The following is a 24550-nucleotide window of genomic DNA, read 5'->3' as shown; positions in this document are numbered from 1 at the left end:
CTGCGCGCACAAAATCGGATGCTCCCATGACCCAAGTCCTCTCTCCGCGAGATCTTCTATCAAAGCTGGTGGCCTTTCCCACCGTCAGCCGTGACAGCAACCTGGAACTGGTCGATTGGGTCGCCGATTATCTGGCCAGCCATGGCATCGAAAGCGCCCGGGACATGGATGCGACAGGCCAGAAGGCGTCGCTGTTCGCCCATGTGGGCCCCGAGGTGGACGGCGGGATTGTCCTGTCGGGCCATACTGATGTGGTTCCGGTCGATGGGCAGGCCTGGGACACGGATCCGTTCTGGGTGACAGAGAAGGACGGCAAGCTTTATGGGCGCGGCACCTGCGACATGAAGGGGTTTGATGCGCTGGCGATCTGGGGGGTGGTGGAGGCAAAGCGGCGCGGCGTGTCGCGGCCCCTGCAACTGGCCCTGTCGCGCGACGAGGAAATCGGCTGCGTGGGCGCGCCCCCAATGATCGAAGCGATGGCCGGGCTGCCGCGCGCCTCGTTCGCCATCATCGGAGAGCCCACCGATATGGGCATCATCAACGGTCACAAGGGTGGCACCGGGTTCGATCTGCATTTCCGGGGCTACGAGGTGCATTCCTCGCTGGCTTACAAGGGCGTCTCGGCGGTGATGGAATCCGCGCGTCTGATCCAATGGGCCAACGAGGTGAATGAAGCCTCCGCCGCTGCCGCCGATCCGGCGAGCCCCTTCGATCCGCCCTATTCCACGCTGCATGTCGGCGTGATCGAAGGGGGCACCGCCCACAACATCACCGCCAAGGATTGCATGTTTGTCCTGTCCCTGCGGGCCTTGCCGACGGAGTCCATCGCCGAATGGCGCGATAAGATCCTGGCCGAGATCGCCCGGATCGAAGCGGGCATGAAGGCCGTCCGCCCCGAAGCCGAAATCCGCGTCACCCCGCGCTGGGACGTGCCCGGTCTGCGTGCTGAGCCAGACGGAGAGGCCGAGCAGATGGTGCGCAAGCTGACCGGCCTGAACTCCAGCGGGGTCGTCAGTTTCGGCACCGAAGCGGGCCAGTTCCAGGCGGCGGGCTATTCCGCTGTGGTTTGTGGCCCGGGTTCTATCGAGCAGGCGCATCAGGCCAATGAATTCATCACCGTCGACCAGTTCCAACAGGGCGAAGCCTTCATCGAAAAGCTGCTGTCCGAGGTCGCATGACGTTTCCCTTCCACGCGGGCAGGCCGGTCCATTTCCGTGATGACTTGCCCGATGCCGTCGATCTTGCTGTGATCGGTGGCGGGGTTCTGGGCGTGTCGACGGCGCTTTTTGCGGCGCGCGCGGGCCTCTCGGTCGTGGTGCTGGAGAAAGGCCGCGTCGCTGCCGAGCAATCGGGCCGGAACTGGGGCTGGATCCGCGTGCAGGGCCGCGATGAGGCAGAGATTCCCATCGCGCTTGAGGCGCAGGAGTTGTGGAAAGACCTTGACGCCGAGGCGCAGGGCAGGCTGGGCCTGCGGCAAATGGGCGTCACCTATTTCGCCCGTGATATGAAGGGACTGGCCGGGTACCAAGAATGGATCGAGATGGCGCGGGCCTATGGCGTCTCGTCCCGGATCATGACGCGTGAAAAGCTGATGGAGGCGCTGGGCCACCCCAACGGCCCCTGGGTTGGCGGGATGCACACGCCCACCGACATGAAGGCCGAGCCGTGGGTCGCCGTGCCCGAATTGGCGCGTCTGGCGCAGGCCGATGGCGCGCGGGTGATCGAGAATTGCGCCGTGCGCACATTGGATATCGAGGCGGGCCGTGTGACCGGGGTCGTGACCGAGGCGGGCCGCGTGAAGGCGGGGCAGGTGGTGTTGGCGGGCGGATCGTGGTCGTCGCTGTTCCTGCGTCGCCATGGTGTCGATATTCCACAGCTTTCCGTGCGCTCGACGGTGATGGCCACGCAGCCGCTGCCGCAAGTCCTCAGCACGGCCGCCGTTGATGACCGCCTTGCCATGCGGCCCCGCGCGGATGGCGGCTACACCCTTGCGCCCGCCGCCTATGGCGAGTTGTTCACTGGCCCAGACGTGATCCGCCACATCCGCCGCTACCTGCCGCTGGCCCTGACCGGCGACTTCGAGATCTACCTGCGCGGCCCCGCGCCCCGCGATTACCCCGATGCCCTTCGCACGGCCCGAAAATGGTCAGCCGAGGAGCGCACCCCATTTGAACGCCTCCGCGTGCTCGACCCGCAGCCAAGCCTCGCCAAGATCTCGGAAATCAAGCGCCGCTTCGCACAGGCCTATCCCCAGGTGGGTCATGTGGAGACGATGGCCGCCTGGGCGGGGATGATCGACGTGCTGCCAGATGTCGTTCCGGTCGTCGATCACGTGGAAAAGCTGCCCGGCCTGATGGTCGCTACCGGCATGTGCGGCCACGGCTTCGGCATCGGCCCCGCCTTTGGGCGCATACTGGCTGATATGGCGCAAGGCAACGCGCCCGGCCACGACCTGAACCGCTTTGGCATGGCGCGTTTCCTTGATGGGTCCAAGCTGCGGCCCGGGCCAAATCTTTAGGCACGTGCCAGCCTTTTAGGCCCTTGAAGGCGGCCCGCGCCGGTGTCACCTTCTTTGAGACATCTCACACAGGGGAAGAACCATGCCAGTAAAGAACCGCTTTGCCGAACTGTTGCCCGAAATCACCGAATGGCGCCGGGACCTGCACGAGAACCCCGAGATCCTTTTCGAGACGCACCGCACCTCGGCCCTTGTGGCCGAAAAGCTGAAGGAGTTCGGCTGTGATGAGATCGTCACCGGCCTTGGCCGTACGGGCGTGGTGGGGATCATCAAGGGCAAGACGAACACGTCCGGAAAGACGCTGGGTCTGCGCGCCGACATGGACGCGCTGCCGATCTTCGAGGACACAGGGCTGGACTATGCCTCCAAGACGCCGGGCGCGATGCATGCCTGCGGCCACGATGGCCACACGGCGATGCTACTGGGGGCGGCCAAGTACCTGGCCGAGACACGCAATTTCGACGGCACCGTCGCGGTGATCTTCCAACCGGCAGAGGAAGGCGGCGGCGGCGGCAAGGAGATGTGCGACGACGGCATGATGGACCGTTTCGGCATCGATGAGGTCTACGGGATGCACAACTGGCCGGGCAAGCCGGTGGGGTCCTTCGGCATTCGTGCGGGCGCGTTCTTTGCGGCCACGGATACGTTCGAGGTGCAGTTCAAGGGCAAGGGCGGGCACGCGGCCAAACCCAACACCACGATTGATACGACCGTCATGGCGGCCCACGCAGTCACCGCGCTGCAAACCATCGTCGCGCGCAACGCGGACCCGGTCAGCCAGATCGTTGTCTCCGTCACCTCGCTGGAGACCGAGTCCAAAGCATTCAACGTGATCCCTGAAACCGTCACCATGCGCGGCACCGTGCGCACCATGTCGGAAGAGAACCGCGATCTGGCGGCCAAGCGTGTCCCCGAGATCTGCGAAGGGGCCGCCGCGATGATGGGCGGCCGGGCCGAGGTGACCTATGTGAAGGGCTACCCGGTCATGGTGAACTCGGAAGAGCAGACGGCCTTCGCGGCAGAGGTCGCCACCAGCGTTTCGGGCGGGTGCGATGACGTGGAGTTGGTGATGGGCGGCGAGGATTTCGCCTTCATGCTGCAAGAGCGCCCGGGCGCCTACATCCTGGTGGGTAACGGCGACACGGCCATGGTCCACCACCCCAAATACAACTTCAACGACGAAGCGATCCCGGCGGGCTGTAGCTGGTGGGCAGAGATTGTGGAGAAGCGGATGCCGGCTGCTTAAAACGGCGCAGTTGTGGCCCTGCTCAAGCTTGAGCAGATGTCTAGGCGACTGTAATAATTGCATTTAATAGATGTGTTTACCTTTGAGTAGGTTTTGCAGCGCTCTCCGCAGGGGGGTAAGCCTCGTGCGTCCAACGGACTACGGGACTTCAGGGATCGAAAGGGATTTGGACATGAAAATGGCATTCCTTGCGTCAATGGCTTTGGTATTCGCAACGCCGTGCGCGGCACAAGAACAACGTTTCGAGGGGCCGTATGTGGGGACGGTTCAGCGGGTAATCGACGGGGATACGTTCGTGGCGCAGGTCGAGATTTGGCCCAATCTGAATTCGAGCGTAAGCGTTCGCTTACGGGGAGTGGATGCGCCTGAAGTGCTACGGCCTGGCTGCGAGGAAGAGCGACTACAGGGGACCTTAGCGCGGGTCGAGTTGATGGAGCTACTCCCCGAAGGACAACGTGTGGAACTGAGAGACGTCGGACCAGATAGCTTCTTCGGAAGAATTGTGGCGGACGTTGATCGCGTTGCTGACGAACGCGCCTTTTCAGTCACCATACTGATGGAGCGGCGCGGTTTTCTGGTTCCGTACGAACGGAATCAAGACATTAACCCGTGGTGTCCTGTGGACTGAGTATATTCACGTTAGGTCTGGGGCTCCGCCCATGATTTTCCCGAAACGTCCCACTGGACGTTCCGCCCGGCCCGGGGCTCAGCCCGAACAGTTTCCCCCGGGGCTCCGCCCGTTCGCAGCTTGAAAGGTCCACTGGACCTTTCATCGGGCATGGCCCGAACCGCTGCTCACCCCCCCGTATGGCTCATGTGTCGTGACATCTGCCCGTCCGCCACCTGCCGCGAATAGTCGAAGTCGTGGCCCTTGGGTTTGCGACCGATGGCGGCGCGGATGGCGTCTTCCAGCGGGCCGTTGCCGTCGCTGGCGCGCAGCGGCGCGCGCAGGTCGGCCATGTCTTCCTGTCCCAGGCACATGTAAAGCTGGCCGGTGCAGGTCAGCCGCACGCGATTGCACGACTCGCAGAAATTGTGGGACAGCGGCGTGATGAAGCCGATCTTCTGGCCCGTCTCGTTCAACTGGACATAGCGCGCCGGTCCGCCGGTCCGCTCGGCCAGATCCGTGAGCGTGAACCGCTCGGCCAGGCGCGCGCGCAGGTCGGTCAGGGCCCAGTACTGATCCAACCGGTCTTCATTGCCCAGATCGCCCATTGGCATGACCTCGATGAAGGTCAGGTCCATCCCGCGTGCCAGGCACCATTCTTGCAGGGTGAACAGCTCATCCTCGTTGAAGTTCTTCAGGGCGACCGCGTTGATTTTCACGTGTAACCCCACGGCCAGGGCTGCGTCGATACCTTCCAGCACCTGTTTCAGGCGACCCCAACGGGTGATCTCGGCGAATTTCTTCTCGTCGATCGTATCGAGCGAGATGTTGATGCGCCGCACGCCCGCCGCATAAAGCGGCTCGGCGAAGCGGGAAAGCTGGCTGCCGTTGGTGGTCAAGGTCAGCTCGGCCAGATCGCCGCTGTCCAGATGGCGCTTCATGCCTTCGAAAAACGTCATGATATCGCGCCGCACCAGCGGCTCACCGCCCGTGATCCGCAGCTTGCGCACGCCCAGACCTATGAAGGTGGAACACATGCGATCCAACTCTTCCAGCGTCAGAAGCTCTTTCTTGGGCAGGAACTGCATGTTCTCGGACATGCAGTAAACGCAGCGGAAATCGCAGCGGTCCGTGACCGACACGCGCAGATAGGTGATGGCGCGGGCGAAGGGATCGATAAGGGGGGCGCTTTGTGTCATGGGCCGACAGTAGGAGGCGACCGGGGGGCGTGCAAGCCAGCAGTTGATCACGGATCGGTGCGCGCCTAGTCTGGCGCAAAACGTGTTGAGAGGTGCGAGCATGACACGAGCGATTTCGATCCTGGCGGTCCTTGCCCTGGCGGGATGCGCCAATGGCGGGTTTGGCGGATTGTTCAGCGGTGATGGCCCGGGCAGCGGCTTCGGCGGTCGCAACGCCCCGCAAGAGGCCGCGACAGGCGAGGTGATCACCGCGGCCGTGACCGGAGAGGCCGCGGCAGAAGACATCGCCCCCGCCGACAGTTCCACCCGCGCCGCCGCCGTGGCGGCAGGCGACATCGCGACCGGCGATTCCGTGCGCGGCTTCACCGTGGCGAGCCTTGGGGACGCCACCCAGCCCGGCCTGTGGATCGAGACACCGCTGGTCGACCGAGAGCGGGTGGTCACTGTCGTCGCCCCCAACGGCACCACGGTAGAGGTCACGGCCCGCCCCTCGGGGGGCGAACGTGGATCGGGCTCGCGCCTGTCGCTGGCCGCCTTTCAGGCGTTGGGGTTGAACCTTACGTCGCTGCCCACGGTCACCGTGATTGCCGATTGATCGGCTGATTCCCAGCCTCGGCCCGTGGGCAGACATGCGCGCGGGCTTCGCGTGGGACATTCCCACGCGGCTCAACATTGCCGACGTCTGCTGTGATCGGTGGGCCCGCACCGCGCCCGATCAGGTCGCGATCAGGCACATCGGCCCGCCCGATGAAGTCTGGACCTATGGCCAGCTGAAAGTCGCCTCCGACAGTCTTGCCGCCGTTCTGGCCGCGCGCGGCGTGCGGCGGGGCGACCGCGTTGCGATCTTGATGGCGCAGAACCCGCGGGTGCTGGTGGCGCATCTGGCGGCGCATAAGGTGGGGGCCGTGTCGCTGCCGCTGTTCACGCTCTTCGGAGAGGATGCCTTGCGCTACCGCTTGGCCGATAGCGGCGCGAAGGCGGTAATCGTCGAAGGCGCGGTGGAGGACAAGCTGCGCGCGGTCACGGATGCGCCGGTCATCCTGTCGACGACCAAGCGCGGGGCCGAGATGTCCCTCGACGATGCCATGGCCCAGGGGCCCCGGGCCTTCCGCATTGCCGCGACCCAGGCCGATGATCCCGCCGTGATGATCTACACGTCAGGCACCACCGGCGATCCCAAGGGCGTGCTTCACGCGCACCGGTTCCTCTATGGGCATCTGCCGTGCATGGAATTATCGCAAGCGGGCTTCCCGCAACCGGGCGATGTCGGGTGGACCCCCGCGGATTGGGCCTGGATCGGGGGGCTGATGGACATGGCGCTGCCCTGCCTCTTTTACGGCGCGCCGTTGATCTCGCACCGCTTCGCCAAGTTCGACCCGGACGCAGCTTTTGCCCTGATGGCGTGCGAGGGGGTCAGCAACAGCTTCCTGCCGCCCACCGCCCTGCGCCTGATGCAGCAGGCCAGGGTGCCGCGCACCTTGCGGCTGCGCGCCGTCGGGTCGGGGGGCGAGGCCCTTGGTGCGGACCTCCTTGACTGGGGGCGCGGTACGCTTGGTTGCCCGATCAACGAATTCTACGGCCAGACCGAGGCCAATCTGGTTGTGGCGGCCTGCGACGGCGTGATGGATCGCACACCGGGCGCGATGGGCCTGGGGGTCCCCGGTCACGAGGTTGCCGTCCTTGGTCCCGGCGACGTGCCTGTCGCTGCGGGCGAGGTCGGCGAGGTCTGCGTGCATGCGCCGGACCCGGTGATGATGCTGGGATACTGGAACAAACCGGCGGCAACAGCGCGGAAGATCCGCGATGGCTGGCTGCGTACCGGTGACCTTGCCACGCTGCTTGCCGATGGCCAGATGGTGTTTCATTCCCGCGATGACGATGTCATCACGTCGGCCGGGTATCGCATCGGCCCGGTGGAGATCGAGCAGGCGCTTTGCACCCATCCCGATGTGACCCTTGCCGCCGTGGTGGGCCAGCCGGATCCGGTCCGCACCGAGGTCATCGTGGCCCATGTCGTCCTGCGTCCGGGCACTGACACCACTGATCTTGAGGAAACGCTGAAGCAGCTCGTTCGCACCAAGGCCTCCGCCCATATGGTGCCGCGCCGGATCATCTTCGCCGACAGCTTGCCAATGACGAGCACCGGTAAAATCCTCCGCCGCGCCCTGCGTTAGATGACTGCCCCTCTTTGTTCCGTGAAAATGCCGGGGGGTGCGGGGGGCTGGCCCCCCGCGGGTCGCCGACGCAGTCGGGGAAATCCCTATTTCTCGATGGATCGCCGGATCGCCCGCAAGGACAGCCAGACAACTGCCACCACCGGGATCACCGCCAAGGCCGTCAAAAGCGTTTTCTCGACCCCAAGCGGCTCGGCCAGCGGTGCCAACAGATAGGCCATCAGCGAGACGGCGTAATAGCTGATCGCCACGATCGAGAGGCCTTCGACAGTCTTCTGCAACCGCAACTGCAAATCGGACCGCGCGTCCATCGATTCCAGTAATTGCTGGTTCTGGGCGGACCGATCGACGTCCACCCGCGTCCGCAACAAATCGCCCGCCCGGATCGCACGGTCTGTCATGCCCTGCAACCGCCGCTCGGTTGCTTTCACGGTGCGCATCGCGGGATCGAAGCGGCGCATCATGAACTCTCCGAAGGTCTGACGGCCTTGAAAGCGCTCTTCCCGAAGCACTTCAATGCGCTGGTTCACCAGGGCCTCATAGGCCCGTGTCGCGCCGAACCGGAACGAGCTTTCAGTCTGCAATTGCTCCAACTCTGCCGCCGCCCCCAGCAGCGCGTCCAGCGTTTCGTCGGGCTTGGCCAGATCACCGGTCAGATCGTTGATCAGGCCTGAGAGCGAGGCGTCGATCTCGCCCATCCGGTGCGAAATCGCGCGGGCGCGCGGCAGGCTCAACATCGACATGGTCTTATAGGTCTCGATCTCGCAAATCCGCTGCACGATACGGCCGATGCGGCGGTTGCCGGTGCCATCTTGGGTGAAAACGGCAAAGCGCATGTGCCCGGCACTGTCGATGCGGAAATCGCCCGCCACGATGGCGGTCTTGTCCAACACATGGGAGGCGGCAAGGCTTTCGGGCACAAACCACTCGTTGATCTGCTCGGATATCTCGCGTTCCGCCGCCGGGGCTTTGGCAAAGCGGATATGGGCCGAAGTGAGGCGCACGCCCGGCGCCTCCTCCAGCCAATCTTCGGGGAAGACATCCCAGGCGGCAGGATCAAAGGGCCTGTCTACGGCGTTTTCCATGAACGCCGTGTAGGTCACGAATTCCGTGTGACTTTCCCATTTCAGGTGAAAGCGGCCTAGTTTCGCGAAGTAATGCGTGGCGTCCGGGCTGGGGTGCTGCGCGCCGAACCGGTCCAGCAGCGCCAGCAGATGCGCGCGGTCCAGCCCCCGATCTCGCTTGGCGGAGTTCTTGGGCTGCTTGATCGCCAGATAGACGGCCTGACCCGGGCTGACCAAAGTCGGAAAGGGGCGGGCGTGCAGCTCATTGGCAAGCTGATAGCGAAGCGGATGGTCTTTCAGCGGCATGGCGCGCGGCGTCCCGATAGTGCGTTAGGGAAGACTTAGCGGCATCTGAGCCCATGTAAAGTCGGAAAATTCAATGATTTGAAAGGGTTGTCGGGGTGCAATGGTATACCGAACGCGCCAAGCATTGGATTTGGTGGAACAAATTGCGTTTCACGAGACCTGACCGCCCGCGATCTGGATCGCTTGCCCGTTCACACTGCGCGCTGCGGATGAGCAAAGCCAAAGAGCCGTGGCGGTGACCTCGTCGGTGTCAAGCAACCGCTTGTGCCGGTTTCCGCGTGCCAGCAGGCCGCGGGCGTCTGCCGCGCTCATGCCGCTGCTTTCGGAAATCTGCGCCGCGTTGCGCTCGACGATGGCCGTGTCCACGTAGCCCGGGCAGACCGCGTTGAATGTCGTCTGGGAGCCGAGATATTCCTCGGACAAGGCCCGCACCAGCCCGATGACCCCATGTTTGGAGGCCGTGTAGGTCGAGGCCCCCTTGAGGCCCCGCAAACCCGCGATGGACGAGATCGCGATCATCCGCCCCCAGGCGTCGCGGTCCAACGTGGCCAATGCGGCCTGGAACGTCAGGAAGACGCCATCGAGGTTGGTCGCCATGGTCGCGCGCCAATGGGCCAGGGTCTCATGGCGGAAGGCGGCGGGTTCGGCGATACCCGCGTTGGCCACGCAGATCGCGACCGGCCCGCGCAGCTCTGAGGCCTGCTGGATGCCGTCGCGCACCGAAGTCTCATGGGCGACATCCATCTGCAATGGGTGCAGGCGCGGATGCTGTGAGGCAACGGCCGCCAGCCGATCCTTGTCGCGCCCGGTGATGGTGACATGCGCCCCGAGATCCGCCAAGCCGAGGGCAATCCCCAGCCCGATGCCGGTGCCGCCGCCCGTCACAACCGCGTGGTGTCCTGTGTGATCCATGCGCATTCGCCCTTCAATTGATTCATGCCAGCCCGGTGCACCTCAGCCGGGCGCGACCCGGCTTGGCGCATCCCAGTCTTACGAAACGATATGTCGCAGTATACCGATGAATGCGCAAGAAATGTGCGCGGTATGGGCGTCTAACCGTTGTCCCCCCGGCAACGCCTTGGTAATGGGCACTCTAGTGGCCCTTGCGGCCTTGGGGAAGAAATCAACTGGGCAACTGGGGGAAGTGCGATGAAAATCGGAGCTCCAAAAGAGATTGAGGCTGGCGAAGCACGGGTGGCGATGACGCCGGACTCGGCACGTGCACTGCAAAAACTTGGATACGACTGTGTGATCGAGGCCGGCGCAGGTGCGCAGGCCGGGTTCTCGGACGCCGCCTACGAAGAGGCAGGCGTCGAGATTGCAAAGACCGGTGCGGCGCTGTGGAAAGCCGCCGACATCGTCGCGAAAGTGCGCCCCCCCACCACGGCAGAGACCAAGAAGCTGCGTGAAGGCCAGCTTTTGATCTCGTTCTTCTACCCCGGACAGAACGAAAAAGGCATGGAGGCCGCGCGCAAGCAAAAGGCCAACGTGATCGCGATGGATATGGTGCCGCGCATCAGCCGCGCCCAGAAGATGGACGCGCTGTCGTCGATGGCCAATATCGCGGGCTACCGCGCGGTGATCGAGGCGGGCAACAACTTTGGCCGCTTTTTCACCGGGCAGATCACGGCGGCCGGTAAGGTGCCGCCCGCCAAGGTTCTGGTCGTGGGGGCTGGCGTGGCTGGCTTGGCCGCGATCGGAACGTCGACGTCCCTTGGCGCGATCACCTACGCCTTCGACGTGCGGCCGGAAGTGGCCGAACAGGTCGAATCGATGGGGGCGGAGTTCGTGTTCCTCGACTTCGAGGAAGAGCAACAGGACGGCGCGGCAACCGGCGGATATGCCGCCGTCTCCTCGCCCGAGTTCGCGGCCGCACAGCTTGCCAAGTTCCGCGAATTGGCACCCGACATCGACATCGTCATCACCACGGCCCTGATCCCCGGACGCGACGCGCCGGAATTGTGGACCGAAGACATGGTCGCGGCAATGAAGCCGGGATCGGTCATCGTGGACCTCGCGGCCGAGCGGGGCGGCAACTGCAAGTTGACCGTCAAGGACGAGAAGATCGTCACCGACAATGGCGTCACCATCATCGGCTACACCGACTTCCCGTCGCGCATGGCGGCGCAGTCGTCCACGCTCTACGCTACCAACATTCGCCACATGATGGCCGATCTGACGCCCGAGAAGGACGGCATCGTCCACCACGACATGGAAGACGACGTGATCCGCGGCGCGACGGCGGTCTTTGCCGAGGAAATCACCTTCCCGCCGCCACCGCCGAAGGTCGCGGCCATCGCGGCCAAGCCCAAAGCCCCCGCAGCGCCCGAGCTGACGCCCGAGCAGAAGCGCGCCCAGGAGGTGACCGCGTTCAAGCAACAGACGCGCAACCAGGTGACGCTTCTGGCTATCGGTGCCGCACTGGTCCTGGGCGTCGGCCTGATCGCGCCCGCCAGCTTCATGCAGCATTTCATCGTCTTCATCCTGTCGGTCTTCATCGGCTTCCAGGTGATCTGGAACGTCGCGCACTCGCTGCACACACCGCTGATGGCGGTGACGAACGCCATTTCCTCCATCGTGATCCTCGGCGCGCTGATCCAGGTCGGATCGGCTTCGGTGCTGATCACGGTCCTTGCCGCACTGGGCATCTTCATGGCCGCCATCAACATCTTCGGCGGCTTCCTCGTGACACGGCGCATGCTCGCCATGTTCCAGAAATCCTAAGCGGGGGCTGAACACATGGAATTCGGTTTCACCATTGCGGCCTATGCGGTTGCGGCAGTTCTCTTCATCCTCTCTCTCGGCGGTTTGTCGGGGCAGGAAAGCGCGAAACGCGCGGTCTGGTATGGCATCGCCGGTATGGCGATTGCGGTGCTGGCCACGCTGATTGGCCCCGGTGCGGGCCTGTGGGTCATCTCGATCCTCTTGATCGCCGCTGGTGCGGCGGTGGGCTATCAGCTCGCGACCAAGGTGCAGATGACGCAGATGCCCGAACTGGTGGCGATCATGCACTCGCTTGTCGGCTTGGCGGCTGTGTTCATCGGCTTCAACGCCCATATCGAACTGGTGCGCGTGGCCGGTATTTTCATGGACGCCGGTCTACCCTATCCGCAACCCGAAGGTCCGCTGAGCGATGCCGCCTATGCGCTGTCCGGCACATTGGCGAGCTTCGGAGAGCTTCTGGCCAAGAAAACCGGTGTTGAGGTCGGTATTCTGCGGGTCGAACTGGCCCTCGGCATCTGGATCGGCGCGGTGACCTTCACCGGATCGGTCGTGGCCTATGGCAAGCTGTCGGGCAACTCCAGCATGCTGCCGTTCAAGATCGACACCTCGGCCAAGCAACTGCCCGGCGGGCATATGCTGAACGCGGCGGCGGCTGGCCTGTCGGTGATCCTGCTGATCATGTACCTTTCGGGTGCGGGCGGTTGGACACTGGTCCTGTTGGCGGCGCTGGCGCTGTTCATCGGCTACCACCTGATCATGGGCATTGGCGGGGCCGATATGCCCGTCGTGGTCTCCATGCTCAACAGCTACTCCGGTTGGGCGGCCGCGGCGATTGGCTTCTCCTTGGGCAATGACCTGCTGATCGTGGTCGGTGCGCTTGTGGGCTCGTCCGGTGCGATCCTGTCCTACATCATGTGCAAGGCGATGAACCGGTCGTTCGTCTCTGTGATCCTCGGCGGCTTCGGCGGTGCCACCGGCGAGCAGATGGCCGTGGAGGGCGAGCAAATCGCTATCGACGCTGACGGCGTGGCGACGGCCCTGAACGAGGCCGACAGTGTCATCATCATCCCCGGCTACGGCATGGCCGTGGCGCAAGCACAGCAGGCGGTCAGCGAGTTGACCAAGAAGCTGCGCGCGGCGGGCAAGACGGTGCGCTTCGCGATCCACCCCGTCGCGGGCCGCCTTCCGGGCCACATGAACGTGCTGCTGGCCGAGGCGAAGGTGCCTTACGACATCGTGTTGGAGATGGACGAGATCAACGACGATTTCCCCGACACGGACGTCGCCATCGTGATCGGCTCCAACGACATCGTGAACCCCGCCGCCCAGGATGATCCCAACAGCCCCATCGCCGGTATGCCGGTGCTGGAATGCTGGAAGGCAAAGCAGGTCTTCGTCTCCAAGCGGGGGCAGGGAACGGGATATTCGGGCATCGAGAACCCACTGTTCTACAAAGAGAACACGCGGATGTTCTATGGTGACGCGAAGGCGTCCCTGGATGCGCTGTTGCCCAAGATCGACTAAGCAAACGCGCGCCCGGGCCTCGCACCTGGGCGCGCGATTTGCGTGAACGCACATGATCCAATAGCCTTGGCCCATTGCCCTGCTGAGGCGTTTTGATCATGCGCGTTTTCGCTGCCGTTTTCCTTTCAACCCTCATCGCGGCGTCGCCCGCCCTTGCCCAATGGCAAGTCCGCACCAGCGGGACGACGGCCTCTGCCTGGGTGCGCAACGATGACGGCACGTCATTGGCGCTCAACTGCGCGGGCGCAGAGGAGGGGCGCTTGCGCATGGACCTGACCGTGACGCCAACGGACGCGCCCGGCGGCGATGGCTTCGCCACCTTTCAGGTGGGAGGCTTCGCGCTTGACGTAGCAACCGAGCCCTACGGCCCCGAAGGGCAGCGCTTGCAAATCCTGCGCATCGACATCGACTACTTCGACGATCAGGTGACCGAGCTTCGCACCCAGCTCAAGCGCGGCGCGGTCCTGAGCCTTCCCTCGACGGAGGCGTTCCAATCTGTCACCTTCCCCCTGCGCGGCAGCGGCACGGCGGTGACCGAGCTAGAGGCCGCCTGCGCGAACGTCTGGGAGATCGCGCGTCGGATCCGTGGGGATTAATCCACGCGATTTTTCAGTTTGGCGCAGGGCAGGGCGCGTGTAGGCTTGCGGCATTCAAGCCCGATCCCTTTCCGTGAGGCCCCCCATGTTTCGTTCCCTTCTGACCGCCACCGCCGTTGCCCTCACGACTGCCACTGCCTCCCTCGCGCCGCTACCGGCGCAGGCGACGGGCCATGGCTGCCAAACCGTGCAATTCCCGCGCGGGGCTTATGCCCATACGGTCCATGGCCACGCCAACCCGCACCAATCCCAATGCTACTACCTATCGGTACGCCATGGTCAGCTGGCGCGGGTGCGGATCACCTATGGGCCGGTGTTTTTCTCGACCACCCACACCCATGGTACCTATCACGACGTGGAATTCCGCACCGTGAACGGGCAGCTCTACGTCTATGTCCACACCGATCAATACGGCTCGCATCCCTACGGGATCGAATTCGTCTTCGTATAAGCCCGCCATTCGCGATGCGCGAGTTGCGGGACGGCGCCAAACACGTAGCATCTCCGCCCTTTGCGCACCGGTGATGGTGCCGCCAAGAGGGCCTTGTCAAACCCGTCTCATCACACATTCAGGAGATGAGACATGAACATTTTCACCGAAGCCCCCCTCTGGATCTGGCCGCTCTTGGCGGGCCTCGTTGTCGTCGGCCTCGGCGCCCTGCGGGAGCGTCGCGTGCCAACGTGGATGATCTATGCACTGCCCGTTCTGGTGGTGCTGGCCCTGCGCTCGGTCGCAGGGTTGCAGCCGGCGCTGCCGGGATGGGCGGTCTTCGCGGTGGTCTGGGTCGGGTCGGCGCTGGTTGGCTACCGCCTTGCCAATCGTTGGGTGATCGCGCGCACGGACGGCCATGTCCGCCTGCGCGGAGAGGCCCTGACCCTGGTGGCGCTGATGCTGATTTTCTGGGCCAACTTCGCCGCTGGCGTGCTGGACGCCGTGGCCCCCGCAGCCCTTCACAGCGCCATCGGGGTCGGCGCCTTCGCGGGCCTCTTGGCGGCCGCCAGCGGGCAATTCGCCGGACGCGCCCTTTGGATCGCACGCCGGACCTGACGGGTCGCTACGACCTGCGCGCAGGGTTCAGGCAAACATCCTCCCGTGCACCTGACCGCGCGTATCACGGAGATCCTCTCACCTTCTGTCAACGGCACCAGTGACGTCACGAGCTTCCTCAGGCGCTTCTTGGCCAAACTCGGCGCCCAACGCGCGCAATGCCCATGCGATGCCTGCCCCCGGCGGAACGTGCGCACGTCGATGCAGGGGCTTGGGGCCATTTGGCTGGGGGTCTTCCTGGAGGTGCCTGGCCTTTGGGTGCGCCTATTTGGTCAAGATCAACTTTCCGGCGCGGGTGATGCGCAGCGTATAGGTCTTGTCGTCCAGCACGATGGTTGCCGTGCCCTGGGTCCCGACAAGACGCTGTGCGTCGTAGATCGGCGTGCCGGTCGGGCGCGTAACAGGTGGCGTGCGGTCGGGTTCGGTCATTCTGGCCTGATAGGTCATGTCTACGTCCCTTGCGGATCGGGGTGATGCACCAAACCTGACTAAAAAAGTCAGCCATGTCAATCCTGAGTGTTTTACTCAGAACATGTCCCTTGTGGCCAGCACACGCAGGCCCTCCAGGATCTCGGTCCTTACGCGGCCGGGCCGAGGCGCATCCCGCAGGGTGGTGAACCAATGCGACGGCGGATTGCGACCGGCCCGCGCGCCCTCCCACGTCAAGGCGCGCAGCACGGCCTCCGCCGGGGGCGGGAGGGTCTTGGGAATCTCCAACCCATTCAACGTCGCCCAAACGCCTGTCCACAACCGGCCGACAGACCATGGATTGTAGCCGCCTCCGCCCAGAACCAGAAGCCGAGGCGCGTCCAGCGCCATCAACGCCCGAAGCACCGCCCAATGGGCGTTGTTGGAAAGGGTCAGGCGGCTGAGGGGATCTTCCGTCACCGCATCCGCCCCGCATTGCAAGACGATCGCATCGGGGCGGAAGGCTGCGACAGCGGGCAGGATCAGGCCGTCGCGCACCGCCGCCATCTCGGTATCGTTGAAGTCGCGCGGCACCGGCAGGTTCAGGCAATTGCCGCCACCATCATCCGTCAGCGCGCCGGTGAACGGCCAGCGCCGGTCTTCGTGGATCGAAATCAGAAGCGTGTCGGGATCGCCCGCGAACCCTTCCTCCACGCCGTCGCAATGGTGCGCATCAATATCCACATAGGCGATCCGCCGCGCGCCGTTTCGGCGCAGCGACAGCATCGCGAGGACCGGATCATTGAGGTAGCAGAACCCGCCCGCGCGGTCGCGCATCCCATGGTGGGTGCCGCCGCCGGGGTGATAGATCACGCCGCCGTTTTTCAGCAACTCGCCCGCCAGAAGCGACGCCCCTGCCGCCGTGGCGGGGCGGCGAAACATCTCGGGATAGATCGGGTTGGACACGGTGCCGAGGCCGTGGCGCGTGCGCACGGCGTCGCTGACCGCCTGATCCACCTCGGCGCGTTCCAAGGCGGCGACGTACTCGGGCGTATGCCAAACGGCCAGCGCAGCGGGCTTGGCGCGGGGGGAATTTCGGTACTGATCCGGTCCAAGCCAGCCCATGGCCCGGCTCAGGTCCATGACGGTGGACACCCTTGGGACCCGCAGCGGATGCCAGCGACCGTAGCTGGAGCCTCGGTAGATCTCGGAGCCCAGAAAAAGCGGCGTCACGCCGTCAGAAGCCCATCGATTGCGCCCCGGATGCGGCTGCCCATCGGGTCGGGGTTGGAGCCCCACGTGGCGACCGGCTGCCCTGAGCCATCCAGCAGCACCTTGTTGAAGTTCCAGCGCGGCACGAAGCCATGGTCTTGCGCCATCCAGCGATAGAAGGGATGCGCGCCAGGGCCGCGCACGGATTGGATCGTGGTCATCGGCAGTGTCAGGCCGAAATTTACCTCGCAAAACGCGGCAACCTCGGCGTCGCTGCCAAGCTCTTGCGCGAAATCGTCAGAGGGCACGGCAAGCACCACGGCGCGGCCCGCATAGGCCTCGTGCAGGCGTTGCAGGCCACTGTATTGATCGGTGTAGCCGCAAAGCGACGCCGTATTCACGACCAACACAGGCTGGCCGCGCCAATCGCTCAACTCATAGTCGCCACCGTCGATGGAGGGAAAGCGGAAGGCTTGCGTGGCCTGCCCTTGGCGCGCGGTCGACAGCGTCAGGGCAGTGGCGGCGGATAGGGTCAGAAACAGGCGGCGGTCCATGGGTGTCTCCCTTCATGGGGAATAGCTATCGCGTTGCGGCAACAGGTCAACAGGGCCTTTGCCATGCAGGCGATTGCGTCGCACCGACGCCCGTGCAAATACGCGCCATGGCAGATGCGTCTCCTCCCAGTGCCCAGCGCCCCCTGCGCATCAGGGCAGACTCCAAACGCGACCCGCGAACGCAATTCGCGGGGCTGCCGTTTCGTGTGCTCAAGGGCAAGGGAGGCAAGCGGGTGGAGGTCCTTCTTGTCACCTCCCGCGAGACGCAGCGCTGGATCATCCCTAAGGGCTGGCCGATGGATGGCATGACCCCGGCAGAGGCCGCGGCGCAAGAAGTTTGGGAAGAAGCCGGGGCGCGGGGCAAGGGCTATGACGTTTGCCTGGGGCTTTATTCGTACCGCAAATGGATGAGCGAAGACGAATCCCTGCCCGTGATCGTCGCGGTTTTCCCGGTCAAAGTGCGCACGTTGGAGGACGACTACCCCGAGGTGGGCGAGCGCAAGCGCAAGTGGTTCAGCTTGAAAAAGGCGGCGGCAAAAGTCGAGGAACGCGACCTGCGGCAGCTGATCGCGACGTTCTCGGTGGATCGGCTGACGTGAAGCCCGGCTTGAAGCCTGATTTGAAGCCCGATGTGAACACGGTGCTTGAAGCGGGCCGGATTTCACATACCTTCAAGGCAAGATGATCAGATACACGTTGAAATGTGGCGACGGCCACAGCTTTGAAAGCTGGTTCCAATCGGCAGAGGCCTTCGAGGGGCTGGCCGACAGGGACCTGTTGAGCTGCGCAATCTGCGGCGGAACCGATGTGTCCAAGGCGCTGATGGCGCCCCGTGTTGCCGCTGACAGCCCCGAAAATGCCGGACCATCGCGCTCCCTGTCGGCGCCCGCGCACCCCGCAGAGGCCACTTTGCGCGCACTGCGGGAACACGTGGAAAAGACCGCCACCTACGTTGGCGGCAACTTCGCCCGCGAGGCCCGCGCGATGCATCTGGGCGACACGCCCGAGAAACCGATCTACGGCCAAGCCGCGCCGGACGAGGCAAGGGCATTGATCGAAGATGGCGTGCCGATCCTACCCTTGCCGGGGGTGCCGGGGGGCAAGGCCAACTGACGGCGCGTCCGCTGCTTTGCCCCTTGCGGCTAGGACCATTCCCCATGATCGGGCACGATGCCTTTGGCGAGAAGCTCGCGCGCATCGGCGGCGTCCCGGCGGGCTTCCATCTGGCTGACGGATCTGGCGACGGCGCGCGCGATGTGCAGGTCTGGCACGCCATCGGCCTGCATCTTGGCCACCATCGCCTTGCCCTGCGGCGCGAGGGGTTGGGGGAAAAGGATGTCATCCAGTCCCTCGAAGGGGGTCTGCGCGGCGGCTGCAAGGGCCTCCATCCGCGCGGCGTAGTCCGGGGCGGCGCGCAGGGCCGCGCGGGCGCGTGCGTGCCAGTCCATTGCGCGCGCATGCAGCGCCGCCAAGGCCGGGTCCGAGAGGTACTGGGCCACGCGGGTTTGCGTGGGCTTGGCATGGCGGTGCAGCCCTGATTGCGGTGTCTCGTTTCGATCGAAGATCGCGTAATAGGTGGCGTCGTATTTGTCGGGCTTGGCGTTGACGTTGCCCCGTGCGGCGCGGCGCAGGAAGGCCTCCTGCGACTGCGTAGCGAAGTGGGCGACCTCGGCGTGGGCATATCCCAGCGTCGCCAGGGAAGAGCGCCACATCCCCTCCAGAAACCCACGCGTCATGGGCTTGGCCGAGCCATTGACCCAAGCGCGCGCCAACAGCGCGCCCTTGTCGCGGCCCTTTACCGTGGGCCGGTGAATGCCCAGTTTCATGTCGTCAAAGGGCTGAAACAAGGTCTTCACGCCCCACCCCTTGCGAAACAGATCCGGCGCGCCCCGGGGGTAGGCCTCGGGCACGGGGTCATCGGTCCACGCCACCCGTCCGTTGCCGCCCCGCATGCGCCATGTCAGCGCAAAACCGTTAGCCTTGGGCGCGGTGGCCAGAAGGTCGTCAAGATGCCCGGCGCCAACGTTGATCTGCACGTATTCGTCAACGTCCAGGGCGATCAGCCAATCGCTCTCGGTGACGTCCGGCAGTTTCATCGCACGCCGCAACGCCAAGGGTTGCGGCTTGCCGCCCTTGGGCACCTTGTTGCGAAGGTGAATGACCTCTCCCAAAGCCTCCAACCGGTCCAGCATCGCGTCGGTGCCATCGCTGCAATCGTTGGTGAATACGACGATGCGATCAAACCCGATCAGGCGGTGGTGGGCGATCCAATGCAGCAGGAACGGCGCCTCGTCCTTCATCATCGATACGATGGTGCGCCCGGCCATGACGCTAGCGATCCAGCGCCAGCACCTGCGGACCCTCCCGCAGGAGGCCCCCTTCGGCTTCCAGCGCGTCTGCCTGATCCTGGGTCAAGGCGTGGAGCGTCTGGAACAGCGCGCGATAGCCCGCCTCGGGGTCCGCGCTTTCGGCGATCTCGGTCACACGTTCCTTCACCGGCACCACGAACCCATGCGCGCCCGCGCGCCACGCGACCTTGGCGCGCCAACGTGCATAATCGGGTGCCGCGAAATGGATCAGATGCGCGCGCTCATCCGCGCCCCAAACGGGGCCGGGTGTCCGGTCGCCGCTGGCGTCCTGCGCCCAATGAAGCTTCATGTTCAGCCCCTCCTGCCCCGCGCGGTGAAAGCTTTTGCCCTCGGGGTGGTAGGCAAGGCCGAAACGGGCCCGCAACAGGCCGGATTTCTCGCCATAGACCCGATCCACGGCGGCGCGTTCTATCGGGGTGCGAAACGCCGTTGCACCATCGGCCAAGATCACTTGTTCGGCACTGCGCACACGCAGTGACATTGCATCAGCGGGCAGGGTGTCCAGGGCCTCGGGAATAGTGCGGTCGCGCATCCACATCAATTCATCGGCGTCCAGAACCAGCAGCCAGCCGTCCTGCACTTCCCGATAGGCCTGCGCCAACACGCTCCGCTGACGGCGGGTGAAACGGGCGTCCTGCTTGATGCGCAGATCGGCCCAGAACGCGGATGTGCAGGGACGCGCATCGATGCGCGGCTCGCCTTTGAGGCGGGGCAGGGAGGGGTCATCTGGATCATCGAGGTAGAGGATGATCTTGTCCGCGCCCTGGTCCAGGTGCCAGCGGAGAAACCGGTTCAGGATCGGCCAAGGTTCGCGGGCGATGGTGGCGACGGTGAAGCCCATGGCCTACAGCAACCCGTGGAACCGCGCAGGCACCCGAACCGGTAAGCCTTGTTCGCGGGTCCGCGGATCGCGGGACGGGCGCGGGCGGGGCGCCGGGGCGCCAGTGTCTGGCTCCACGGGGAATTCCGCAATGCCGATGGCGCGCGCCTCGTCCCACGGCAGGGTTTCGACCAGGCCTTCGTCGCCGATCGCGGCCAGACGGTCACTTTGATGACCCACGAAACTGCGGTGCTGCGTGGTGCCGCCGCGTGCCTCCATCCGTTCCTGGGCCAGGGTCTCATCCGCCAAGGCCAGATGGAACAGCACGAAATGGTTGGAGATCTTCACGTCACGGTTCAGCAAGCGGTGCGCGCCGCCGGCCCAATTCGACCAGCGGCTGATCACGAAGGGTTTGGAATAGCGGTCCGCGATGAAGCCCGCCTGACGCTGACCCAGAATAGGCTTGGTGCGATCAACGGGGGCGGTTTCATCCGGGGATTGAACCATGTCGCACCCCAAGGCGAAGATATAGCCGTCATCCCCAAGCTCGAACATCGCATCGGGCCAGTCGAGGCCGCTGTCGGGGTCTATGGCAACATATTCGTCCACGTCGCCACGGATGACAAACTCATATTGTTTGCGCAGGGTATTGGCGCGCGACGACATCTTTTTGGCCATGAAGCGGTCGTTCTTGATGCGTCGTCGGGGTGCGTCCAATAGGACTTCAGTAGTGATGCCCGTCAGATCAACCTTCGGTTCCCAATCGTCGCCGTCAATCACCACGTAAAGGTTCTCGCGGCCGCCAACGATCGGGCCGTAGTAGTCGATCCATTTTTGCAGGAAAAAGTCTTCGTGGCGCACGTGGGTCAGGGCGCATGCGAATTGCTTTTGCATTGCTACTTCTTCCCCGACAGAAATTGCAGCGGTTGCCCCATGCGGTCCGACATGGCGGCGACGGCACTGTTGAGCTGCGCGTCGGTTGGGGCGCGCCATGTCGTGCCCTTGGGAAGGAACCCGCCCGCGACCAGAGCCTTGCACACCAGGGGCAGGTCAAGCGTCGCGTGGGTTTCGCGTTTCTTCAGGCGGCGCCCCTCTGGATACCAGACGCCTTTGACCGCCTCGATCCGGGTGGGCGCGCGGCCCTGCCAGCGGGTGAATTGCGCGATATAGTCGTCGATATTGTTGGTGGGGCCGCGGTTGAGAATTGCCACCCTGGTTTCGGGCGAGATAATCATGGCGGCCAGATGCAATGACGAGGCATCCAGCGATACGATGCGCCGCGCCGCCTTGTAGGTGGCAATCTGCACCGCAAGGTCGTGGTTTTGGGGATGGAAGACCGTGTAGCCTGCGTCTTCCATGCGCTTTTCGATCAGCGTTTCCAACAGGACCGAGCCGCGTTTGGAGGGCAGTTGCGAGCGCGAGATATAGATGTTTTCCGGGCCGTCCGGGCCGACGTCACGGCCCAGGTTCGCCTGCATGAAGGCGCGGAAGTCGGGCCGCCCCTCGATCATGTCGCCGATGCCGAAACCGGGCTCGGCCAAGGCCAGCTCCTCGATCACAACGGGCGCTTGCGGCGCCCTGATCTGGAACCTGTCCTCGGTAAGACCCATGGCCGCAAAAAACGGCAGGTGATGCCGGAAATGGCGCCGTTCATGGGTCATCTGGTTCTTGGGCAGAAAGACGATGCCGTCGACCTCTCCGACGTGATCCAGCGCCCACAGGCGAGAGGTCGTTTCGCACAGGAAATGGCCGAAGTGACCATAGAGCAACCCACCATAAAGCCAGCGCCCTTCAAGGCGCTCGGCCGTGTCCACCGCCTCAGGCGCGTGGGGCTCTAGCGTGATGGGTCCGGCGGCGTAGCGGAAGCAGTGACCCTCGGGCATGAAGGCCCCGTTAGCATCAAAAAGCCCCGCCGCACGCCGGGCGCCCCGGTCCCCCTCTGCGGCCCAGGGCACGAGCGTCACATCACGATGCCACGTGGGAGCAGTCGCAATAGGACGCGCGGGATCGAAATCGAGCGTTGGCTCCGGGCTCGTGTCCGGGGGCGAGGCAGAGGGAATAGGGGCTGCCATTATTCCAGCGCATCCTCGGGCGTGATGCCGACCTCTTGGCACATCCGCCACGCGTAGGAGTTCTCCAGCGGGGCGTTTTTGCGCCACCATGGCTTGGTGCCATTGGTGTAGAGGTGAACGGAGACGGTATCGTCCGTGAACCAGCCTTCCACGCGCCCGTGGGGATCGTAGAAAATGTCGTTGAGCTGGAAGGGCACGGGGTAGAGCACGTCCGAAGTCATCGCCTTGTCGATATCGCCGGTCTGGCGCGCGAAATGGGTGAAGGCCTGGGGGCCGAAGGCCGTCCGCTCGGTCTTGTAGATACGCACGGCCAAGGGCAGGTTGCTGTCCTGGCGGCCCATCCGGCGCTTCTGGCGGTCGTTCCACCAGGGCGGGAAGTCGGGCAGGTTGTCATAATAATCGAGAAGCTGATCCATCAGCTCGCCCTTTTGGGGGATGCCGACGACACCACAATTCAGCGCGCCGCGCATGCCGTGGCCGGCATAGATATGCTCCCACTCATCGGGGAAGGGTTTGTGGCAGAAGGCATCGCAATCGATCCAGACGGCGCCCGTTTGCTGGATCATCTTGTAGCGGAAGACGTTGGAGAGGAAGGAGGCCGAGGTCGCCTCCACGATGTCCATGGGGATCTCCATGATATCCGTCGCAGGCTTCACGACCACGCCTTCGGGGGCGTTGGTGACTTTATCGGTGCAATAGAGCGTCACCGGATGGCCGTGCTTGAGGTGCGATTTCAGGCAGAGCTGGTTGAGGTATTGCAGGCTCTCGCCGATCCAGAGGGAGGCGACGGGGCGACGGTTGAGGTCCATGGGCTGGCCTTTGTTTGCTCGATGTGGAGGCGGATTTGTCCGCACTTGCTTGAGGGTCTTTTTGGACCTTTTCGGGCGTTGAGGCAAAGGGTTTCGCGGAGGATTGGTGAGGGTGTTGCGGGGCTGCACGGGAGGGCCGCGGGGCGGATGTGCAGGGGTGCTCAAGCTTGAGCAGGGGGGTTAAGGATTTGGTTTTGTTGGAGAATGGGGTTTTCGTTAAGGGCTTGTTAAGGGGCTGGGTAAAGGGGCGGGTCGAGCCTTTGGCGTAGGGTCTACTTTGCGGACGGAACGGACTTTCTACGAATGGCAGCTTCTGAACTGATCCAGCCGTCAGAAATGTCGTGGCTCAATAAGCTGCTTCAAATAGCCTGTCATCTTCGGGCTTGAGAGGCACTTCGGTGCGGAAGCGAACAACGTCACCGTTGCCCAGTTCTTGTTGACGCATTTGCAACGGCCTCAGTGTTCCGGCTACCTCTTTGGCCACATCAAGGTCACCAAGAAACCCAGCTAGGCGGGTAGAGCCATTCCATTGCATCGCCCAAGACCAGCATTCCTCGCCAGGATGGCGGCGGATGCAAACGCTGTAGAAACCTTCGGCCGTGTGCCCTAGTACGCGCGGTTCCCAATCCAGCACCGCATCTGCGAAGTCTACGATTACGCTGTTACCAAAATCTGCACGCCTAACCATGATCAGGGGGTGATAGCCGCCAGTCCACCAGTAGCCGCGCTCCTCAAGTTGCTGATAGGTTATCAATTGGAAGAACCCAGCGAGTTGAAGTCGGGCTAACTCAAAGGCACGATTTTCATCAATCTGTGGTGGAGAGGTGAAGTCAATATTCAAACTGATGCTCGACACAAACGGCACACTCAGTTTCATTTTTTCCTTGCTGTCCTTAACCCGCTTCTTGGTTCGCCTGCTAATCGCGTTCTCTGCTTTGCGCTGTCCTTCTGCCCTTGCGGTTTCATCGTAGTACGGATGCGCCTCGCCAAGTTCTGGATGAAGCGTGATGGCCGATATATCGTTCTCCAAATCTGCCTTTCGGTTATTGCAGGGTCTGCAGGCATTAACGATCAGGTTCCAATGTCCATTCAGCTTGCCCTTGGGCACGAACCGGCGACCCACGACATGTTCTTTAGTTGAGTTCTCTGCTGTGAGATCGCAGCCGCAGTAGGGGCAAACCACGTTGCGGAGACGGATCGCCCGATTGGCCGGGTGTTGGGTCAAGGTTGGAGAGGGCATTTTCGATATGGTTGTTCGTTTGCGGGAGGACTAAGTTTAGCAGTCGATGAACATCTTTCT

25 protein-coding genes are annotated in these 24550 nt (G+C 63.8%); 13 read left to right on the top strand and 12 right to left on the bottom strand.

All coding sequences use genetic code 11. The features are described 5' to 3' along the window. Positions 1–26 precede the first annotated feature (26 nt). The 4 genes from argE (at position 27) to KUL25_RS10010 (ending at position 4392) form a co-directional block, all read left to right on the top strand. Positions 27–1178: an acetylornithine deacetylase gene (gene argE, locus KUL25_RS10025; RefSeq protein WP_257892822.1), complete on the top strand. Its 1152-nt coding sequence runs from the start codon at positions 27–29 to the stop codon at positions 1176–1178. Beyond that, positions 1175–2518: an NAD(P)/FAD-dependent oxidoreductase gene (locus tag KUL25_RS10020; protein WP_257892821.1), complete on the top strand. Its 1344-nt coding sequence runs from the start codon at positions 1175–1177 to the stop codon at positions 2516–2518. Before argE ends, KUL25_RS10020 begins: the two co-directional genes overlap by 4 nt. 82 nt (positions 2519–2600) lie before the next feature. After that, a complete protein-coding gene (locus tag KUL25_RS10015; RefSeq protein ID WP_257892820.1) occupies positions 2601–3764 on the top strand; it encodes a M20 aminoacylase family protein in 1164 nt (387 codons plus the stop codon). A gap of 172 nt (positions 3765–3936) precedes the next feature. Beyond that, the gene (locus KUL25_RS10010; RefSeq protein ID WP_257892819.1) at positions 3937–4392 is read left to right on the top strand and encodes a thermonuclease family protein; all 456 of its coding nucleotides are present in this window, start codon (positions 3937–3939) and stop codon (positions 4390–4392) included. Positions 4393–4559: 167 nt separating this feature from the next. Here KUL25_RS10010 and moaA read toward each other — a convergent pair whose 3' ends face one another. Next, positions 4560–5570 (bottom strand): GTP 3',8-cyclase MoaA, encoded by a 1011-nt coding sequence (moaA, locus tag KUL25_RS10005; protein WP_257892818.1) that lies wholly within the window; start codon positions 5568–5570, stop codon positions 4560–4562. Between the two features lie 100 nt (positions 5571–5670). Between moaA and KUL25_RS10000 the strand changes: the two genes are divergently transcribed. Together KUL25_RS10000 and KUL25_RS09995 are read left to right on the top strand one after the other, a co-directional pair. Beyond that, on the top strand, positions 5671–6165 hold the full coding sequence (locus KUL25_RS10000) for a hypothetical protein (protein WP_257892817.1): 495 nt from the start codon (positions 5671–5673) through the stop codon (positions 6163–6165). Positions 6166–6199: 34 nt separating this feature from the next. Next, complete coding sequence (locus KUL25_RS09995; RefSeq protein ID WP_257892816.1) at positions 6200–7744, top strand: AMP-binding protein; 1545 nt, start codon at positions 6200–6202, stop codon at positions 7742–7744. Positions 7745–7830: 86 nt separating this feature from the next. On the opposite strand, the gene KUL25_RS09990 is transcribed toward KUL25_RS09995, so the two are convergent. Further along, a complete protein-coding gene (locus KUL25_RS09990) occupies positions 7831–9114 on the bottom strand; it encodes a DUF3422 family protein (protein ID WP_257892815.1) in 1284 nt (427 codons plus the stop codon). Between the two features lie 150 nt (positions 9115–9264). Further along, positions 9265–10026: an SDR family NAD(P)-dependent oxidoreductase gene (locus tag KUL25_RS09985; RefSeq protein ID WP_257892814.1), complete on the bottom strand. Its 762-nt coding sequence runs from the start codon at positions 10024–10026 to the stop codon at positions 9265–9267. 237 nt (positions 10027–10263) lie between these two features. Here KUL25_RS09985 and KUL25_RS09980 point away from each other — a divergent pair, with 237 nt between their 5' ends. The 5 genes from KUL25_RS09980 (at position 10264) to KUL25_RS09960 (ending at position 15006) form a co-directional block, all read left to right on the top strand. Further along, complete coding sequence (locus KUL25_RS09980; RefSeq protein ID WP_257892813.1) at positions 10264–11838, top strand: Re/Si-specific NAD(P)(+) transhydrogenase subunit alpha; 1575 nt, start codon at positions 10264–10266, stop codon at positions 11836–11838. Between the two features lie 15 nt (positions 11839–11853). Continuing rightward, complete coding sequence (locus tag KUL25_RS09975) at positions 11854–13362, top strand: NAD(P)(+) transhydrogenase (Re/Si-specific) subunit beta (RefSeq protein WP_257892812.1); 1509 nt, start codon at positions 11854–11856, stop codon at positions 13360–13362. 98 nt (positions 13363–13460) lie between these two features. After that, positions 13461–13958, top strand: coding sequence for a hypothetical protein (locus KUL25_RS09970; RefSeq protein ID WP_257892811.1), 498 nt, complete (start codon positions 13461–13463; stop codon positions 13956–13958). A gap of 85 nt (positions 13959–14043) precedes the next feature. Continuing rightward, complete coding sequence (locus KUL25_RS09965) at positions 14044–14409, top strand: hypothetical protein (protein WP_257892810.1); 366 nt, start codon at positions 14044–14046, stop codon at positions 14407–14409. 132 nt (positions 14410–14541) lie between these two features. Continuing rightward, positions 14542–15006: a hypothetical protein gene (locus KUL25_RS09960; RefSeq protein ID WP_257892809.1), complete on the top strand. Its 465-nt coding sequence runs from the start codon at positions 14542–14544 to the stop codon at positions 15004–15006. 264 nt (positions 15007–15270) lie between these two features. On the opposite strand, the gene hemP is transcribed toward KUL25_RS09960, so the two are convergent. The 3 genes from hemP to KUL25_RS09945 all read right to left on the bottom strand — a co-directional run bounded on the left by hemP (position 15271) and on the right by KUL25_RS09945 (position 17180). Continuing rightward, the gene (gene hemP, locus KUL25_RS09955) at positions 15271–15453 is read right to left on the bottom strand and encodes a hemin uptake protein HemP (RefSeq protein WP_257892808.1); all 183 of its coding nucleotides are present in this window, start codon (positions 15451–15453) and stop codon (positions 15271–15273) included. Between the two features lie 78 nt (positions 15454–15531). Then, a complete protein-coding gene (locus KUL25_RS09950; protein ID WP_257892807.1) occupies positions 15532–16647 on the bottom strand; it encodes an acetoin utilization protein AcuC in 1116 nt (371 codons plus the stop codon). Further along, on the bottom strand, positions 16644–17180 hold the full coding sequence (locus KUL25_RS09945) for a glutathione peroxidase (RefSeq protein ID WP_257892806.1): 537 nt from the start codon (positions 17178–17180) through the stop codon (positions 16644–16646). Before KUL25_RS09945 ends, KUL25_RS09950 begins: the two co-directional genes overlap by 4 nt. 107 nt (positions 17181–17287) lie before the next feature. Here KUL25_RS09945 and KUL25_RS09940 point away from each other — a divergent pair, with 107 nt between their 5' ends. Together KUL25_RS09940 and KUL25_RS09935 are read left to right on the top strand one after the other, a co-directional pair. After that, a complete protein-coding gene (locus KUL25_RS09940; protein WP_257892805.1) occupies positions 17288–17779 on the top strand; it encodes an NUDIX hydrolase in 492 nt (163 codons plus the stop codon). Positions 17780–17861: 82 nt separating this feature from the next. Then, positions 17862–18293, top strand: coding sequence for a DUF1178 family protein (locus KUL25_RS09935; RefSeq protein ID WP_257892804.1), 432 nt, complete (start codon positions 17862–17864; stop codon positions 18291–18293). A gap of 29 nt (positions 18294–18322) precedes the next feature. On the opposite strand, the gene KUL25_RS09930 is transcribed toward KUL25_RS09935, so the two are convergent. The 6 genes from KUL25_RS09930 to KUL25_RS09905 form a co-directional block, all read right to left on the bottom strand. Next, positions 18323–19507, bottom strand: coding sequence for a glycosyltransferase family 2 protein (locus tag KUL25_RS09930; RefSeq protein ID WP_257892803.1), 1185 nt, complete (start codon positions 19505–19507; stop codon positions 18323–18325). A 4-nt stretch (positions 19508–19511) separates the two neighbouring features. After that, a complete protein-coding gene (locus KUL25_RS09925; RefSeq protein WP_257892802.1) occupies positions 19512–20390 on the bottom strand; it encodes a glycosyltransferase family 2 protein in 879 nt (292 codons plus the stop codon). Positions 20391–20393: 3 nt separating this feature from the next. Beyond that, positions 20394–21263 (bottom strand): hypothetical protein, encoded by an 870-nt coding sequence (locus tag KUL25_RS09920; RefSeq protein WP_257892801.1) that lies wholly within the window; start codon positions 21261–21263, stop codon positions 20394–20396. Positions 21264–21265: 2 nt separating this feature from the next. Continuing rightward, complete coding sequence (locus KUL25_RS09915) at positions 21266–22252, bottom strand: glycosyltransferase family 61 protein (protein ID WP_257892800.1); 987 nt, start codon at positions 22250–22252, stop codon at positions 21266–21268. Positions 22253–22440: 188 nt separating this feature from the next. After that, entirely contained in the window at positions 22441–23250 is an 810-nt protein-coding gene (locus tag KUL25_RS09910) for a hypothetical protein (RefSeq protein WP_257892799.1), read from the bottom strand. A gap of 346 nt (positions 23251–23596) precedes the next feature. Next, positions 23597–24475: an HNH endonuclease gene (locus KUL25_RS09905; protein ID WP_257892798.1), complete on the bottom strand. Its 879-nt coding sequence runs from the start codon at positions 24473–24475 to the stop codon at positions 23597–23599. Positions 24476–24550: the final 75 nt, after the last annotated feature.

Source organism: Gymnodinialimonas phycosphaerae (genome assembly GCF_019195455.1).
In the GTDB taxonomy this organism is placed as follows: Bacteria; Pseudomonadota; Alphaproteobacteria; order Rhodobacterales; family Rhodobacteraceae; genus Gymnodinialimonas; species Gymnodinialimonas phycosphaerae.
This window is presented reverse-complemented; position numbering and strand designations above follow the sequence as displayed.